This window comes from Pelistega sp. MC2 (assembly GCF_900099475.1).
GTDB classification, from domain to species: domain Bacteria; phylum Pseudomonadota; class Gammaproteobacteria; order Burkholderiales; family Burkholderiaceae_B; genus Taylorella; species Taylorella indica.
In genome coordinates this window covers 227,665-241,985 of record NZ_LT628275.1, presented here as the reverse complement: position 1 = coordinate 241,985, position 14,321 = coordinate 227,665, and the positions used below count along the sequence as shown (strand labels likewise).

The window sequence follows — 14,321 nt, the reverse complement described above, 5'->3', positions numbered from 1 at the left end:
GTAAATCGCTATTGTTGAAAATCGAATAGAAGATTACTTTTCTTTTATTCGATTCTTTTATTTGGAGGGGACAAAATGCTTTTTAAAAACACTCTTAAAGTTGCTTTAACAGCGAGTATTTTTTGTGCAAGTGCTGCTATAGCTCAAGTCAATGTGATGTTACCAGCAAACCCTGGTGGTGGTTGGGATGGTACTGGTCGTCAAGCATTTGCAGCACTCAATAAAGCAGGTATTTATACGGGTAGCGTTAACTTTAGTAATAAAGGTGGAGCTGGAGGCACGATAGGGTTAGCTGAATTTGCTCGCACGGGCAAAGGTAAAGAAGATAATCTTGCTGTATTTGGCGCTATTACTGTTGGTGCTATCACCTTAAATAAATCACCTATTGATTTAAGCAAATTTAAACCTGTTGCTCGTTTAACAGCAGAATACTTAGTGTTAGCCGTTAGCAAAGATTCACCTTTTAATACCTTAAAAGATTTTGTAGAAGCTCTTAAAACAAATCCTGGTGGAACACCCGTCGGTGGCGGTTCAGCTGGTGGTGTTGACCATATAGCATTAGCTTTATTAGCCCAATCAAGTGGAACAGAGGTAGGAAAACTAAACTATATCCCACAAGCGAGTGGTACTGAAACAGTAACTGGTATTGTTAATGGCACACTAAAAGCAGGGTTCTCTGGTATTTCTGAATTCCAACAATTTGCACAATCTGGTCGTATCAAAATTTTAGGCATTACTTCTGATAAACGCATGAAAGGTTTAGATGTTCCTACTTTTAAAGAAGCTGGCTATGATGTTGAAATTGCAAACTGGCGTGGTATCTTAGGCTCTATTGGTATGCCAGAAGAAAACTACAAGAAATGGGTCGAAAATTTCCAAAAACTTAATGATAGCGATGCATGGAAACAGGTGCTTAAAACGCAAGGTTGGGAACAATATTTTCTAGCTGGACAACCATTTGGAGAATTTATCCAATCAGAAAGCACTCGTATTAATAAAGTATTAAAGGATGCTGGTCTTGCAAAATAAATCCGCTGAGAATAGTCAAGCAAAACCTTGGTGGCTAGCTGTTGCTGTCCTAATCATCGGTGCAGTATGTATTTACAACGCAACTGATTTGTCGGCAACAGCTCAGTATGCGGCTGTTGGTCCAGGCTTATTTTTACTCCTCACAGGATTAGGACTGCTGTTATGCGGCTTAATCCTGTTGATTCAAATTGCAAAAGGTGAAAAATTTGAACCTCAGGACGAAGAAGATGCAAGTGGTAATGCACCAATGGATAAAAAAGCCTTCTTTCTCAGCACTGCCGCTACTATTGTGCCTGTGCTAATCATTGAAACGATAGGTTTACCTATTACAGCAATGATAGCCTTTACCATGGTGGCTTATGCTTTTGGATCCAAAAAGACGCTTATTGATATGATACTAGGCTTCTTGGTCGGTACAGTATCATGGTTTATTTTCTCCTACTTAGGCTTACAACTAGGTAGTTTTCTTCCTCTACTCAATAGTTAAATGAATACCTTCTCTTTACTTATGGATGGTTTTAATGTTGCCATTCAACCCATGAATTTATTATGGGCATTTGTAGGTTCTATTCTCGGGACAGCTATTGGTATCTTACCAGGTATTGGTCCTGCCTTAACCATTGCTCTACTACTACCCGTCACCGTTTCTGTTGGCCCTGTATCTGCATTTATTATGTTTGCTGGCGTTCTATATGGTGCCATGTATGGTGGTTCGACAACATCTATTCTTATCAATACCCCTGGTGAAGCTGGATCTATGATGACAGCATTGGAGGGGAATAAAATGGCTCGCAGTGGCAAGGCAGCGGCAGCACTTGCTACCGCAGCTATTGGTTCATTTGTCGCTGGAACAATAGCTACCATGCTCCTAACCTTTGCCGCTCCAGCTATTGCTGAAATTGCATTTTATTTCAAACCAGCAGATTACTTTGCTTTAACTGTCCTAGCTTTTACTTCTGTCTCTGTGGTAATGGGAGCTTCTCGCACTCGGGGATTCATTACATTATTAATTGGACTAGCGCTCGGTACTATTGGTATCGATAATATGACAGGTCAAGCACGTATGACTTTTGGCAGCATGGATTTACTTGAAGGTGTTGAGCTTACCGTCGTACTTGTCTCTCTCTTTGCCATTGGAGAGATTATTTATGTAGCTAGTCGTTTCAACCATACACCTAATAAACCGATTGAACTACGAGGTGGTGCTTATATGACTAAGCAAGAATGGAAACGATCTTTCATGCCATGGATTAGAGGAACTTTTTTAGGCTTCCCTATGGGAGCCCTACCAGGTGGAGGATCAGAAATTCCTACCATGCTGTCTTATACCCTTGAGAAAAAACTATCTAAACATAAAGAAGAATTCGGTACAGTAGGTGCTATAGAAGGAGTTGCGGGTCCAGAAGCCGCAAATAATGCTGCCGCAGCAGGCATCTTAATCCCTCTATTAACATTAGGATTACCTACTTCAGCTACCGCTGCTATTTTATTAGCTGCCTTCCAAAATTATGGCTTACAACCTGGGCCTTTTTTATTTACTTCTAATCCGGAACTGATCTGGGGATTAATTGCCTCTTTATATATAGGCAATATCATGCTTCTTGTATTAAATCTCCCTCTCATCGGAATCTGGGTCAAATTGCTAAAAATTCCAAAACCACAACTGTATGCAGGCATTCTTATTTTTGCGATTATTGGTATCTGGGGTGTATCTGGTTCAGCGTTTGGATTAGGACTCATGGTGGCATTAGGATTAATGGGCTATGTAATGCGTGTATATGACTTCCCTATTCCCCCCCTACTGATTGGTTTAATATTGGGACCAATGGCAGAAACACAATTAAGAACAGCACTTGCCTCATCTCAAGGCAATCCCACAATCTTGATTGAGACTCCTTTATCAATTATCTTTTTAGTTTTAGCCATATTATTCTTATTTGTACCCGTCTTATTAAGACGCCTGAAAAAGAGTGCTTGATTATGCTCAAAAAACATATGCTACATAATATCAATTTTATAGAATTTATCTTTTAAGACTTTTCTATTTCTGAGCTTTTAGTGTTTATAATAAGAAGCTTGATGAAAATTCTTTCATCAAGCTTTTTTATGCACAATTTATGCCATAGGTTTTGACCATGCGAGAACATTATCTAAAAAAAATTCTTACCTCTAAAGTTTACGAAATTGCCAAAGAAACTCCTTTAGATCATGCCAAACTGCTGTCAGCCAGAATTAATAATAATATCTACCTGAAACGAGAAGACACTCAACAAGTATTTAGCTTTAAAATTCGTGGTGCCTATAATAAAATGGCAAACCTATCGCGCAAAGAATTGGATAGAGGGGTAATTGCCGCTTCTGCAGGCAACCATGCTCAAGGAGTGGCTATTTCTGCCAAGAAATTAGGTTGCCGCGCCATTATCGTGATGCCTATCTCTACGCCTCAAGTTAAAGTCGATGCTGTAAAACGTCTAGGTGGTGAAGTCGTATTGGCAGGCACTAGCTATTCAGACGCTTATGCTCATGCCATAGAATTAGAGAAAAAAGAAAAACTAACCTTTGTACACCCTTTTGACGATCCTGATGTGATTGCTGGTCAAGGAACTATTGCCTTGGAAATCCTACGTCAGTCACCTCAAAAACCCGATGCTATTTTTTGTGCAATCGGTGGCGGTGGCTTAATTGCTGGCGTAGCTGCTTATATCAAAGCATTAGACCCTTCCATTAAAGTCATTGGAGTACAAACAGAAGACTCTTGCGCAATGATTAAAAGTATTAAAGCTAACCGTCGTGTACACTTATCAGACGTTGGTCTATTTTCAGATGGTACTGCGGTAAAACAAGTGGGTGTTGAGACATTTAAGCTATGTAAAGAATTTGTGGATGACTATATTACAGTGAATACAGACGAGATTTGCGCTGCCATTAAAGATGTATTCCAAGACACTCGTAATATTCTAGAGCCAGCTGGCGCCCTTTCACTAGCTGGCGCAAAAAAATATGCTAACAAACATCAATGGAAATCAAAGAACATTATCGCCGTGATGTCTGGTGCTAATATGAACTTTGATCGTTTACGTTTTGTGGCAGAACGTTCTGAGGTAGGTGAGCATAAAGAGGCTATATTCTCCGTAACCATGCCTGAAGTAAAAGGTAGTTTCAAACTGCTATGTTCATCAATAGGCAATCGCAGTGTGACTGAATTTAACTATCGCATTTCTGACAAAGAACTTGCTCACGTTTTTGTAGGTGTACAAACATCATCTACAGAGGATACGGCAAAAATACAGCAACTATTAGAAAAGAAAAAATTCATCGTATTAAATCTCACTAATAATGATTTAGCAAAAACACATCTGCGCTATATGGTTGGAGGGCGATCTGACTTAGCAGATAATGAAGTCCTGTACCGCTTTGAATTTCCGGAAAGACCCGGTGCATTAATGCGTTTTTTAGAATCAATGAACCCAGAATGGAATATTAGCCTTTTCCATTATCGTAATATGGGTGGTGACTTTGGACATGTATTAGTCGGCATACAAGTACCTACCTCAGATAAAAAAGCCTTTAAAGCATTTTTGGATCAACTAGGATACCCTTTTGTCAACGAAACAGATAACCCTGCTTATAAACTATTCCTTTAGAATCAGCATTATTAAGACACTAAGCAATCTAATGTTTACGACTAGACATTTAAATACTATTTAAGTCCCAATGAAAAAGGCTGTCGCTACTATGTACAGCCTTTTTCTCTGATTAAAATCAAACTAGCAAATGCAAAACACTAGACTAGAATTGATATAAGCTAAATACGGGCATACCAGATTCTTTTACTAATTTCGAACCACCTAATTCTGGTAAATCAATAATTGAGGCTGCCTCTACCACATTAGCACCCAAGCGCTGTAATAAGCGACTGGCAGCCAACAAAGTCCCTCCAGTAGCAATCAAATCATCAATCAGCAAGACACGCTGACCTGGTTTAATAGCATCTGTATGGATTTCGACAGAAGAACTGCCATACTCAAGCTGATAATCCTCACCAACTGTTTCAAAAGGCAATTTACCTTTTTTACGAATAGGTACAAAACCTAAATTGAGCTCATAAGCTAGAACACTACCTATAATAAAGCCTCGAGCATCCACACCAGCAACTAAATCCAAGCGTTGACGCATATAACGAGAAATAAAAATGTCAATCAACATTCTAAATGAACGTGGATCCTGCAATACAGGAGTAATATCTCTAAACGTGACTCCTGGTTTTGGCCAATCGCTAATAGATCGAATGGATTGTCGTACTGTTTCAACGGGATTATATTGCATATATAGAACCTAAAAGATTTTAATCAAACCTCTTCATTATAGCCCTAATAGAAACAGAAAAATATGAGTAATAGAAAGAATAAGTTTTTTCTCTTGATGACTAAAGCAAGAATTTTTGCACTGCGTTCAATTAAAATAGGCATATGAAAATTGCACATGCTCATATTCTTTCTGCACAACGTACGATTGCCACTGAAACAGAGGCAATGTCAGCGCTTGCTCAGCGTTTGGATAACTCTTTTATCCAAGCCGTTGATACCATTCTGGCTTGTCAAGGTCGTATAGTTGTCACTGGTTTGGGGAAATCAGGTCATATTGGACGTAAAATTGCAGCGACATTAGCATCAACAGGCACCCCCGCTTTTTTTGTGCACTCAGCAGAAGCTGTTCACGGTGATCTAGGTATGATTACAGGCAATGATATTGTGCTCGCTATCTCATATTCAGGACAATCTATTGAGTTATCAACCATCCTGCCTGTACTTAAACGTTTAGGTACCAAAATTATTGCTATTTGTGGCAATCCCCACTCTGATCTTGCTAAGCTAAGTGATGTTTTTTTAGATGTACATGTATCCAAAGAAGCTTGTCCGTTAGGTCTTGCGCCTACAGCTAGTACGACAGTAACATTGGCAGTGGGAGATGCTCTTGCTATAGCCTGCCTTGAGGCTCGCAACTTTGGTGCAGCTGACTTTGCCCGATCCCACCCTGGTGGTGCGCTTGGTCGTCGATTGTTAACCCATGTCTACGATGTAATGCGCAAAGGCGATGATTTACCTATTGTACGTAGTGAAGACAGTCTCACGGACGCCTTAAAAGTTATGTCTAGCAAACGTATGGGGATGGCAATTATAGTTAATGATCAGTTTGTGCCTATTGGTATTTTTACAGACGGGGACTTACGTCGTTTAATCCAAAAAGAAGGTGATATTCGTCATTTCACCATGGGTGATGTAATGTCGATACATCCCAAATGTATTCAAGACCAAGACCTAGCTGTTGAAGCGGCATCTATGATGGAAACATCCCGTTTAACACATATGCTCGTTGTAGATACCAATCAGAAACTAGTTGGCGCACTACATATGCATGATTTAATGGCCGCAAAAGTTATTTAATTTCAAAGGTAAAGAATGAATAAAATATTACACCCTGCCGAATCACTTATTCTGTCAAAAGTCCCTGAGTCTGTTCGTCAACGTGCTGAAAAGATTAGACTCATTGCTTTTGATGTTGATGGCGTATTGACTGATGGCTCTTTACTTTATAGCGAGAATGGCGAACAATTAAAACGCTTTAATGCACTAGACGGACATGGTTTAAAAATGCTACTCCAAGGTGGTATCATGGTTGCGTTGATTACAGGTCGTAGTGGTCCTATTGTCACTCGTAGAGCGGCTGATTTAGGCATCAACTTACTTTATCAAGACGCAAGAGACAAAGGCAAACTTATCACCGATATAGCCAATGAGCACCACTTAAATCTTGAGCAAATTGCCTATATTGGTGATGATATTATTGATCTACAAGCCATGCAAAAAGTGGGCTTAGCCGTTAGCGTACCTCATGCACCTGCCTATCTACAGCAAGCGGCTCATTATGTCACCACTGTTCAAGGTGGTTATGGCGCAGCTAGAGAATTAGCCGATATTGTCTTAGCCTCCCAAGGCTTATTAGGGCCTTTTTTACAAGGTAATTTACTCGTTCGAGGAATCGCTATTCAATAACTATTATGAAAGAACGTGCTCCTGCTCTAATCGCTTTCTTTTTACTCGCCGTGTTAGTAATCACTGCATGGTGGGCAGCAGACTACGCCCAACGTGCGATACCTATAGATCCCGAAATAAAAATCACTCATGAACCGGATGCATGGACTGGGAAGTTCGTTATGGTCAGCTCTGATCGCACTGGTCATGCTATCAATCGTTTATCGGGCGACAGTATGGTGCATTTTCCTGATGATGACTCGTATGATGCAGTTAACCCTATCCTTATTGGCGTACATCCAGAACGACCTCGAGTAGTTTCCACTAGTGATACGGCGACCATGAAAGAACATGGTAACCTAGTCATTCTCCGTGGTAACGCCCATATCCATCGTTTTCCTACAGCAGAAAACTCTGCCTTAGATGTCCGTAGTGAAGAATTAACCGTTCTACCAGAAGAAGATATTATCAAAACGGATAAACTTGCTGATGTCAAACAAGGCAATTCTAAAATGAAAGGCCAAGGAATGATTTACAATAACAAAACCCAGCAACTCAACGTTTTTGCAAATACTGACGTGACTATTTCTCCTCAAGATATGGATAAGGCCACAAAAAATAAAGAAGGTTCTCAACAATGAAGAAAAGCATACTATTTTTACTCTTAGGTTCCCTAGTCGCTCCTTCTTTGCTTTTTGCTCAAGCGAAAAAAACAACAGGGACTACCCAGCCTGCTGATGCACCAGAAACCCTAGTGCTATCAGACTCGTTAACCTATAATGACGCCACCAAAACAAGCGAATTCAAAGGTAATGTTATTTTAACTCGAGGTCTTTTACGTCTAACTTCGGATGAGTTACATTTGCAAGAAGATAAAAAGGGCTTTCAACATGGTCAGGCCATTATGAAAAAGAATCCTAAAGTGACTGTCTACGAAGAGAGACCAGACAATTACGAAACAATTTATGCTGAAGGAAACACAGCCACCTATAATGGTGAAACTGAAGTCATAAAATTAATCGGTCAAGCGATTGTTATTCGTCATGTCTGTGGTCAAGCCATTGATAACTTACGTGGAGATACTATTACGTACAACAGCAAAGAAGCTACATATTTTGCTGAAGGAGGACCATCATCCCCAGAAAAAGGGAGAGTTCGCTCTGTCGTTCAATCTCGAGCAAAAGTAGACGCCTTAGTCGCTGAATGTCGTAAAAAGTATAATGGCAAACCTATGCCTTCTACTATAAACAAGAAATAAATATGAGTGAACAAGTAATCCAGTCAGGCCAATTAAACGCTATCGGTTTACAAAAAACCTATGGTAAACGCACCGTTGTTAAAGATGTCACCCTACAAGTCTCTAGTGGTGAGGTAGTCGGTCTTCTAGGTCCTAATGGTGCTGGTAAAACGACTAGTTTCTATATGATTGTTGGTCTTATTCCTGCTGATTTTGGTCGTATTGAAATTGATGGTGTCAATATTACTGCCCTACCTATCCATCGCCGTGCTCGCATTGGCTTATCCTATCTACCACAAGACGCATCGATTTTTAGACGATTAACTGTTGAACAAAATATTCGTGCGGTCTTAGAACTTCAAGAAAACCCTCATAATGGCAAAAGACTCACAAAAGCACAAATCAATGCTGAATTAGATAATTTGCTAAATGAACTACAAATTCAACATATTAGAACGAGTCAAGCACTTTCCCTATCAGGCGGGGAGCGACGTCGCGTAGAAATTGCTCGTGCACTAGCTACTCATCCACGCTTTATTTTATTAGACGAACCCTTTGCTGGAGTTGACCCTATTGCTGTTATTGAAATTCAGCGAATTATTCGTTTTCTTAAGGAAAGAAATATTGGGGTACTTATTACAGACCATAATGTACGAGAAACACTTGGTATTTGCGATAAGGCTTATATTATTTCTGATGGGACAGTTCTCACTAGTGGCTCTCCCGAAGATATCATCCAAAATACTGAAGTGCGTAAAGTCTATCTTGGTGAACACTTCCGCATGTAAAGCTATCCTTGAGAATAGAGAAATAAGCGAAAAATCTCATTTCTTCTCTATTCTTACAGATTTCACAAGATAAATCCATAGTGGTACATGCCAGTTTGACATATTTATTTTTCAGGCTACACTTAAAGCAATGCAATGATTAAAAGCATTAAACGCATTGTTTTTTAAGTGGCAATTTTTGTCATTAATAGTAAAAGGAGTAATCATATGAATTTAACTATTTCTGGTCATCATCTTGAAATTACTACACCCATCAAGGAATATATAGAAACAAAACTAACCAGAGTCTCCCGACATATTGACAATATCATTGATACACAAGTAATTATTTCAAAAGACGTAAACCAACAAATAGCTGAAATTACTTTGCGAGTACCAGGCAAAGACTTACACGCAGAGTCTAGCCATGAAAATCTTTATGCCGCTATTGATTTACTTATTGATAAAATTGACCGCTTAGTCCTTAAGCACAAAGAAAAGCAACAAAGTTTTACCAAAGAAGCTAATAAACATTTAAGTGCTTAAAATCATAAACTCGCCTGATTATACTTTTTTTGAGTATAATCAGGTTTTGCATTATTGTGCGTAGCACAAATTTTTATTAGTAGAATAGTGTAAACATACGACATAGATGCTAACATTTATATGAATATTTAAGATTTCATCATATAATCAAAAACATGACTCAATTATCTAAAATTTTATCGCTCGAGAACATTCTTTTGGATGTTAATGCCACAAGCAAAAAACGAGCCTTTGAACAAGTTGCCCTTTTGTTTGAAAACAATGTGGGCATTTCTCGTGCCACTGTTTTTGATGGACTATTTTCACGCGAACGTCTTGGTTCTACCGCCTTAGGACATGGTGTGGCCATTCCACATGGTCGTATTCCTAAGTTAGACAATGCACATGCTGCCTTTGTTAGACTTTCTACACCAATTCCTTTCGATGCTCCAGACGGGCAAAATGTACAAGTACTCGTCTGTCTTTTAGTCCCTGAGAGTGCAACACAACAGCACTTGGATTTGCTTGCCGCTATTGCACAAAAACTGTCAGATGATGAAATTCGTCAGAAATTACTAACAGAAACTGACCCTCAACTTATTTATAATTTGCTGACCCAATAATAATGTTAAAGTAAAGCCAATGAAAAAACATTGGCTTTTTTCTTATAAAGCAGTTTAAATTATAGAGACTCTCAAATAATTCAACCGGTATTAATATGCTATCTATTCAACAACTTATTGATGATAATGCTGATACGCTTAGATTGACATGGAAAGCTGGGCAAGTTTCAGCTAATCGTGCATTACCAGAAACTATTGATGCTGTTGCCGAGCTAGTTGGGCACTTAAATCTCATTCACCCTTCTCGCATACAAATTTTTGGCATAGAAGAAATTAACTTTTTTAATCGCCTATCACCTGCACAGCAAGAACGTTCTCTTGTCGGATTAGCTGAAGGCGGGGTTCCTGCCATCATTATTGCCGAAAGTCTAGATGCGCCACAAAACGTCATGAATTTTTGTCAACGCAGCAAGATTCCTTTATTATCATCTGACGCTAATTCCGCACATATCATTGATGTTTTACGAGTTTACTTAGCAAGACGATACGCACCCAAAACAACCGTTCATGGTGTCTTCATGGATGTATTAGGTTTAGGTGTTTTAATTACGGGCGAATCAGGGCTAGGTAAAAGTGAATTAGCACTAGAATTAATTTCTCGTGGCCATGGTTTAGTCGCAGATGATGCCGTTGAATTTGCTCGTACAGCCCCTACTCTTATTGAAGGACAATGCCCAGAACTATTACGTAATTTATTAGAGGTTCGTGGTCTAGGTCTATTAGATATTCGGACTATTTTCGGTGAAACATCTGTTCGTCGAAAAATGAGTTTAAAACTGATTGTTCATCTAGTTCGTGCAAATAACGAAAAATTTGAGCGACTACCAATACAAGACCAAACTCAAGATATGTTAGGTTTACCTATTCGACGAGTTATGTTACAGGTTGCAGCAGGTCGTAACTTGGCAGTATTGGTGGAAGCTGCCGTTCGTAATACAATTCTTAAATTAAGAGGTATTGACACCTTACGTGAGTTTATGGAACGTCAATCCCAAGCCATTTTGGAGAATAGTCGTTTATAACACTTTCCCCATTGCTAATAACCTTTTTAGTGAGAGTAAGGATGCAATCCGTTGTTTTAATTACAGGTATTTCTGGCTCAGGAAAAACAGTTGCTCTACGCCAACTCGAAGACCTAGCTTATAACTGCGTAGATAATTTACCTGTCTCCCTACTGCATGAATATATTGCGGAAGCATTAAATAATGATTTATCTTTAATTGCAGTTGCTATTGATGCACGATCCCATGGTGATATTACTAACCTACCAGAAATTATTGCAGGGTTGCGTGCACGCAACATCCCTATTAAAGTGATTTTCTTAGAAGCTGCTACGGAAGAATTACTTCACCGCTATTCTGAATCACGCCGAGCCCATCCTCTTACTCAAAAACTGAAACAGTTAACTCAATCTACTCCTTCTCTAGAGGAGTGCATTGAATATGAAAAAGAGCTACTTGCTCCTTTACGTCAAACAGAGCATGTGATTGATACATCCAATTTAGTTCCAAGCCAATTACGAGCCTGGGTACGAGAAATTAGTGAGGTTCCGCCGGGAGAAATTTTACTAACTTTTGAATCTTTTGCTTTCAAAAAGGGGTTACCTAGTAGCGCAGATTTAGTTTTTGATGTAAGATGTCTACCAAATCCTTATTATGACCCCCAGTTAAGACCTTTAACGGGACGAGACAAACCAGTTGCTGATTGGCTATCAGAATATGATAGTGTTCAGGAACTTATTAATGATATCGCCTCTTATATCAAAAAGTGGCTACCTTTATACATGCAGGACACGCGTAGTTACTTAACAGTAGCTATTGGTTGTACAGGCGGTAAGCATCGTTCAGTATATGTTGCTGAACAACTCGCCAAATATTTCAGTTATCATCAACCTTTACGCGTCAGACACCGTGCACAAGCACAGTTTTATAGCGATTTAGTATGATTAGAAATTTTTTAACTATCCTTGGCTGTCTATTATTGACTCCAGTTTTTGCCCAACAGGATGCCTCCCAGCATTCGCAGGACTCCTCTCAACACTACCGTATTACTGTAAACGGTATTTTCCCCGATGCACCTTCTGAACATACGTTAGGTGAAAACATTCAAAAAAAGTTTTTACAAGAAAACAACCTTGATAATGATGTACTTGAAGAATCTTCTGAATCAAAAATAGCAGATGTAACCGTCTCATTAGATAATTCTGTACTCAAAAAAGATACCGAGCCTAAATTACGTGTTGACTCTACTCACACGAAAAAAGCCAAAGCTTATACAGTGAACGGTAAAAAGTATGTTCCTTTTGCTAGCTTAAAGGAATTTTCTCAAGTTGGTATAGCCTCGTGGTATGGTCCTGGTTTTCATGGACGCAAGACAGCCAATGGAGAGCGTTTTAATCAACATGGTTTAACAGCAGCTCATAAAGAATTACCAATCAATAGTGTCGTAAAAGTCACTCGTGTTTCTACTGGCAAGAGTATTTTGGTTCGCATTAATGATCGAGGACCTTTCCATAGTAATAGAGTAATTGATTTATCTTATGGTGCCGCCAAAGTGCTAGGTATCGACAAACGAGGTTCAGATAAAGTTAAAATTGAACTAATGGATGGTCAAAAAAATATCCATTAACGTATATTTATTCCCTACCATTTTCATTCTCATTCATGCTCTTTATATCCTGTTGTTAACATAGGATATGTTAAGAGCATATAATTTTTCATTATAAGTTTCCTTGCTTTGTCGTGGTAATATGCATTTAGTTGCCTATTACTATCTTACTAACTTACACAATAGCTTTTTAACACTAAGCGAGGAACATATATGACTTATAGAGATGAGACAATTGCACTTCATACTGGCTACGAACCCGAAAGCACCACAAAAGCAGTAGCTGTACCTATTTATCAAACAACCTCCTATGCGTTTGATAATACTCAACATGGTGCCGATTTATTTGACCTTAAAGTGGCGGGCAATATTTATTCTCGCATCACCAACCCAACCAATGCCGTTATTGAGGCTCGTTTAGCCGCCTTAGAAGGTGGTATAGGTGCACTAGCCGTTTCCTCTGGCATGGCTGCCATTACTTATGCAGTCCAAACTATTGCAAAAGCTGGTGACAATATTATTTCCGCCTCAACTCTTTACGGTGGCACCTACAACCTGTTCGCTCATACCCTACCAAACCAAGGAATCGAGGTACGTTTTTTTGATCATAAAAATCCAGAAGCCATTCGAGACTTAGTAAATGAACGAACCAAACTAGTATTTGTTGAATCGATTGGTAATCCTCTTGGCAATATTGTTGATATTGAAACCATCGCCAATATTGCGCACGACATAGGCATTCCTGTCATTGTAGACAATACGGTTGCTTCACCAGCTTTGCTAAAGCCATTTCAATTTGGTGCTGATATTGTCGTTCATTCATTGACAAAATATATCGGCGGTCATGGTAACAGCTTGGGAGGCATAATAGTTGATAGTGGTAAATTCCCTTGGGGAGATTATCCAAATCGTTTTCCCCAACTAAATAATCCTGACCCAAGTTACCACGGAGTCAATTATGTCAAGGATATTGGTGCAGCAGCCTATATTACTCGTGCTCGTGTCGTTCCTTTGCGTAATATGGGCGCCGCCTTAAGCCCAATCAATACCTTCCTTATCCTACAAGGTCTAGAAACGCTGAGCTTACGTATGGAACGCCATACTGAAAATGCACTGAAAGTAGCTGAGTTTCTCCGTCAGCACGAAAAAGTCTCATGGGTAAATTATGCCGGTTTAGCAGATCATCCTGAGCATGCACTTGCACAAAAATACGTTAACGGTAAACCATCAGCAATTTTATCGTTTGGTGTAAAAAGTGGGCGTGAAGGTGGTGCTCGGTTCATTGATGCCCTTAAGTTATTTATCCGTCTTGTTAATATCGGGGACACTCGTAGCTTAGCATGCCATCCAGCCACCACGACACATCGTCAATTAAGTGCGAAAGAATTGGCAAGTGCAGGAGTTAGTGAGGATATGATTCGTCTCTCTATTGGCATTGAGCATATTGATGACCTACTAGCAGACTTAGAACAAGCCTTAGCTGCCTCCTAAATGTCTACAC

16 protein-coding genes are annotated in these 14,321 nt (G+C 39.4%); 15 read left to right on the top strand and 1 reads right to left on the bottom strand.

Annotated features, from left to right (window positions below):
- Positions 1–75: 75 nt before the first annotated feature.
- The 4 genes from BQ4443_RS06695 to ilvA all read left to right on the top strand — a co-directional run bounded on the left by BQ4443_RS06695 (position 76) and on the right by ilvA (position 4,673).
- Entirely contained in the window at positions 76–1,029 is a 954-nt protein-coding gene (locus BQ4443_RS06695) for a Bug family tripartite tricarboxylate transporter substrate binding protein (protein ID WP_071058437.1), read from the top strand.
- Positions 1,019–1,516 carry a tripartite tricarboxylate transporter TctB family protein gene (locus BQ4443_RS06690; RefSeq protein WP_256330930.1) on the top strand — a complete coding sequence of 166 codons (498 nt, stop codon included), beginning with the start codon at positions 1,019–1,021 and terminating at the stop codon, positions 1,514–1,516. The genes BQ4443_RS06695 and BQ4443_RS06690 overlap by 11 nt, the downstream gene beginning before the upstream one ends.
- Entirely contained in the window at positions 1,517–3,007 is a 1,491-nt protein-coding gene (locus BQ4443_RS06685) for a tripartite tricarboxylate transporter permease (protein ID WP_071058435.1), read from the top strand.
- A gap of 157 nt (positions 3,008–3,164) precedes the next feature.
- Positions 3,165–4,673, top strand: coding sequence for a threonine ammonia-lyase, biosynthetic (gene ilvA / locus BQ4443_RS06680; protein WP_071058434.1), 1,509 nt, complete (start codon positions 3,165–3,167; stop codon positions 4,671–4,673).
- Between the two features lie 145 nt (positions 4,674–4,818).
- Here the strand turns inward: ilvA and BQ4443_RS06675 are convergent, their stop codons facing one another.
- The gene (locus BQ4443_RS06675; protein WP_071058433.1) at positions 4,819–5,355 is read right to left on the bottom strand and encodes an adenine phosphoribosyltransferase; all 537 of its coding nucleotides are present in this window, start codon (positions 5,353–5,355) and stop codon (positions 4,819–4,821) included.
- A 143-nt stretch (positions 5,356–5,498) separates the two neighbouring features.
- On the opposite strand from BQ4443_RS06675, the gene BQ4443_RS06670 reads away from it, so the two are divergent.
- The 11 genes from BQ4443_RS06670 (at position 5,499) to BQ4443_RS06620 (ending at position 14,311) form a co-directional block, all read left to right on the top strand.
- Positions 5,499–6,473, top strand: a complete 975-nt coding sequence (locus BQ4443_RS06670) for a KpsF/GutQ family sugar-phosphate isomerase (protein WP_071058432.1) — start codon at positions 5,499–5,501, stop codon at positions 6,471–6,473.
- A 15-nt stretch (positions 6,474–6,488) separates the two neighbouring features.
- Positions 6,489–7,082: a KdsC family phosphatase gene (locus BQ4443_RS06665; RefSeq protein WP_023951724.1), complete on the top strand. Its 594-nt coding sequence runs from the start codon at positions 6,489–6,491 to the stop codon at positions 7,080–7,082.
- A gap of 5 nt (positions 7,083–7,087) precedes the next feature.
- Positions 7,088–7,702 (top strand): LPS export ABC transporter periplasmic protein LptC, encoded by a 615-nt coding sequence (gene lptC / locus BQ4443_RS06660; RefSeq protein ID WP_023951722.1) that lies wholly within the window; start codon positions 7,088–7,090, stop codon positions 7,700–7,702.
- Complete coding sequence (gene lptA / locus BQ4443_RS06655) at positions 7,699–8,319, top strand: lipopolysaccharide transport periplasmic protein LptA (protein ID WP_071058431.1); 621 nt, start codon at positions 7,699–7,701, stop codon at positions 8,317–8,319. Before lptC ends, lptA begins: the two co-directional genes overlap by 4 nt.
- 2 nt (positions 8,320–8,321) lie before the next feature.
- Positions 8,322–9,086, top strand: a complete 765-nt coding sequence (gene lptB, locus BQ4443_RS06650; protein ID WP_023951720.1) for an LPS export ABC transporter ATP-binding protein — start codon at positions 8,322–8,324, stop codon at positions 9,084–9,086.
- A 207-nt stretch (positions 9,087–9,293) separates the two neighbouring features.
- Positions 9,294–9,611 carry a ribosome hibernation-promoting factor, HPF/YfiA family gene (gene hpf / locus BQ4443_RS06645; RefSeq protein WP_023951718.1) on the top strand — a complete coding sequence of 106 codons (318 nt, stop codon included), beginning with the start codon at positions 9,294–9,296 and terminating at the stop codon, positions 9,609–9,611.
- Between the two features lie 155 nt (positions 9,612–9,766).
- On the top strand, positions 9,767–10,213 hold the full coding sequence (ptsN, locus tag BQ4443_RS06640; protein WP_023951716.1) for a PTS IIA-like nitrogen regulatory protein PtsN: 447 nt from the start codon (positions 9,767–9,769) through the stop codon (positions 10,211–10,213).
- A 95-nt stretch (positions 10,214–10,308) separates the two neighbouring features.
- Positions 10,309–11,235, top strand: coding sequence for an HPr(Ser) kinase/phosphatase (gene hprK / locus BQ4443_RS06635; protein WP_071058430.1), 927 nt, complete (start codon positions 10,309–10,311; stop codon positions 11,233–11,235).
- Positions 11,236–11,276: 41 nt separating this feature from the next.
- The gene (gene rapZ / locus BQ4443_RS06630) at positions 11,277–12,158 is read left to right on the top strand and encodes an RNase adapter RapZ (protein ID WP_023951712.1); all 882 of its coding nucleotides are present in this window, start codon (positions 11,277–11,279) and stop codon (positions 12,156–12,158) included.
- Positions 12,155–12,841, top strand: a complete 687-nt coding sequence (locus BQ4443_RS06625) for a septal ring lytic transglycosylase RlpA family protein (RefSeq protein WP_083331890.1) — start codon at positions 12,155–12,157, stop codon at positions 12,839–12,841. The genes rapZ and BQ4443_RS06625 overlap by 4 nt, the downstream gene beginning before the upstream one ends.
- Positions 12,842–13,033: 192 nt before the next feature.
- Entirely contained in the window at positions 13,034–14,311 is a 1,278-nt protein-coding gene (locus BQ4443_RS06620) for an O-acetylhomoserine aminocarboxypropyltransferase/cysteine synthase family protein (protein ID WP_071058429.1), read from the top strand.
- Positions 14,312–14,321: the final 10 nt, after the last annotated feature.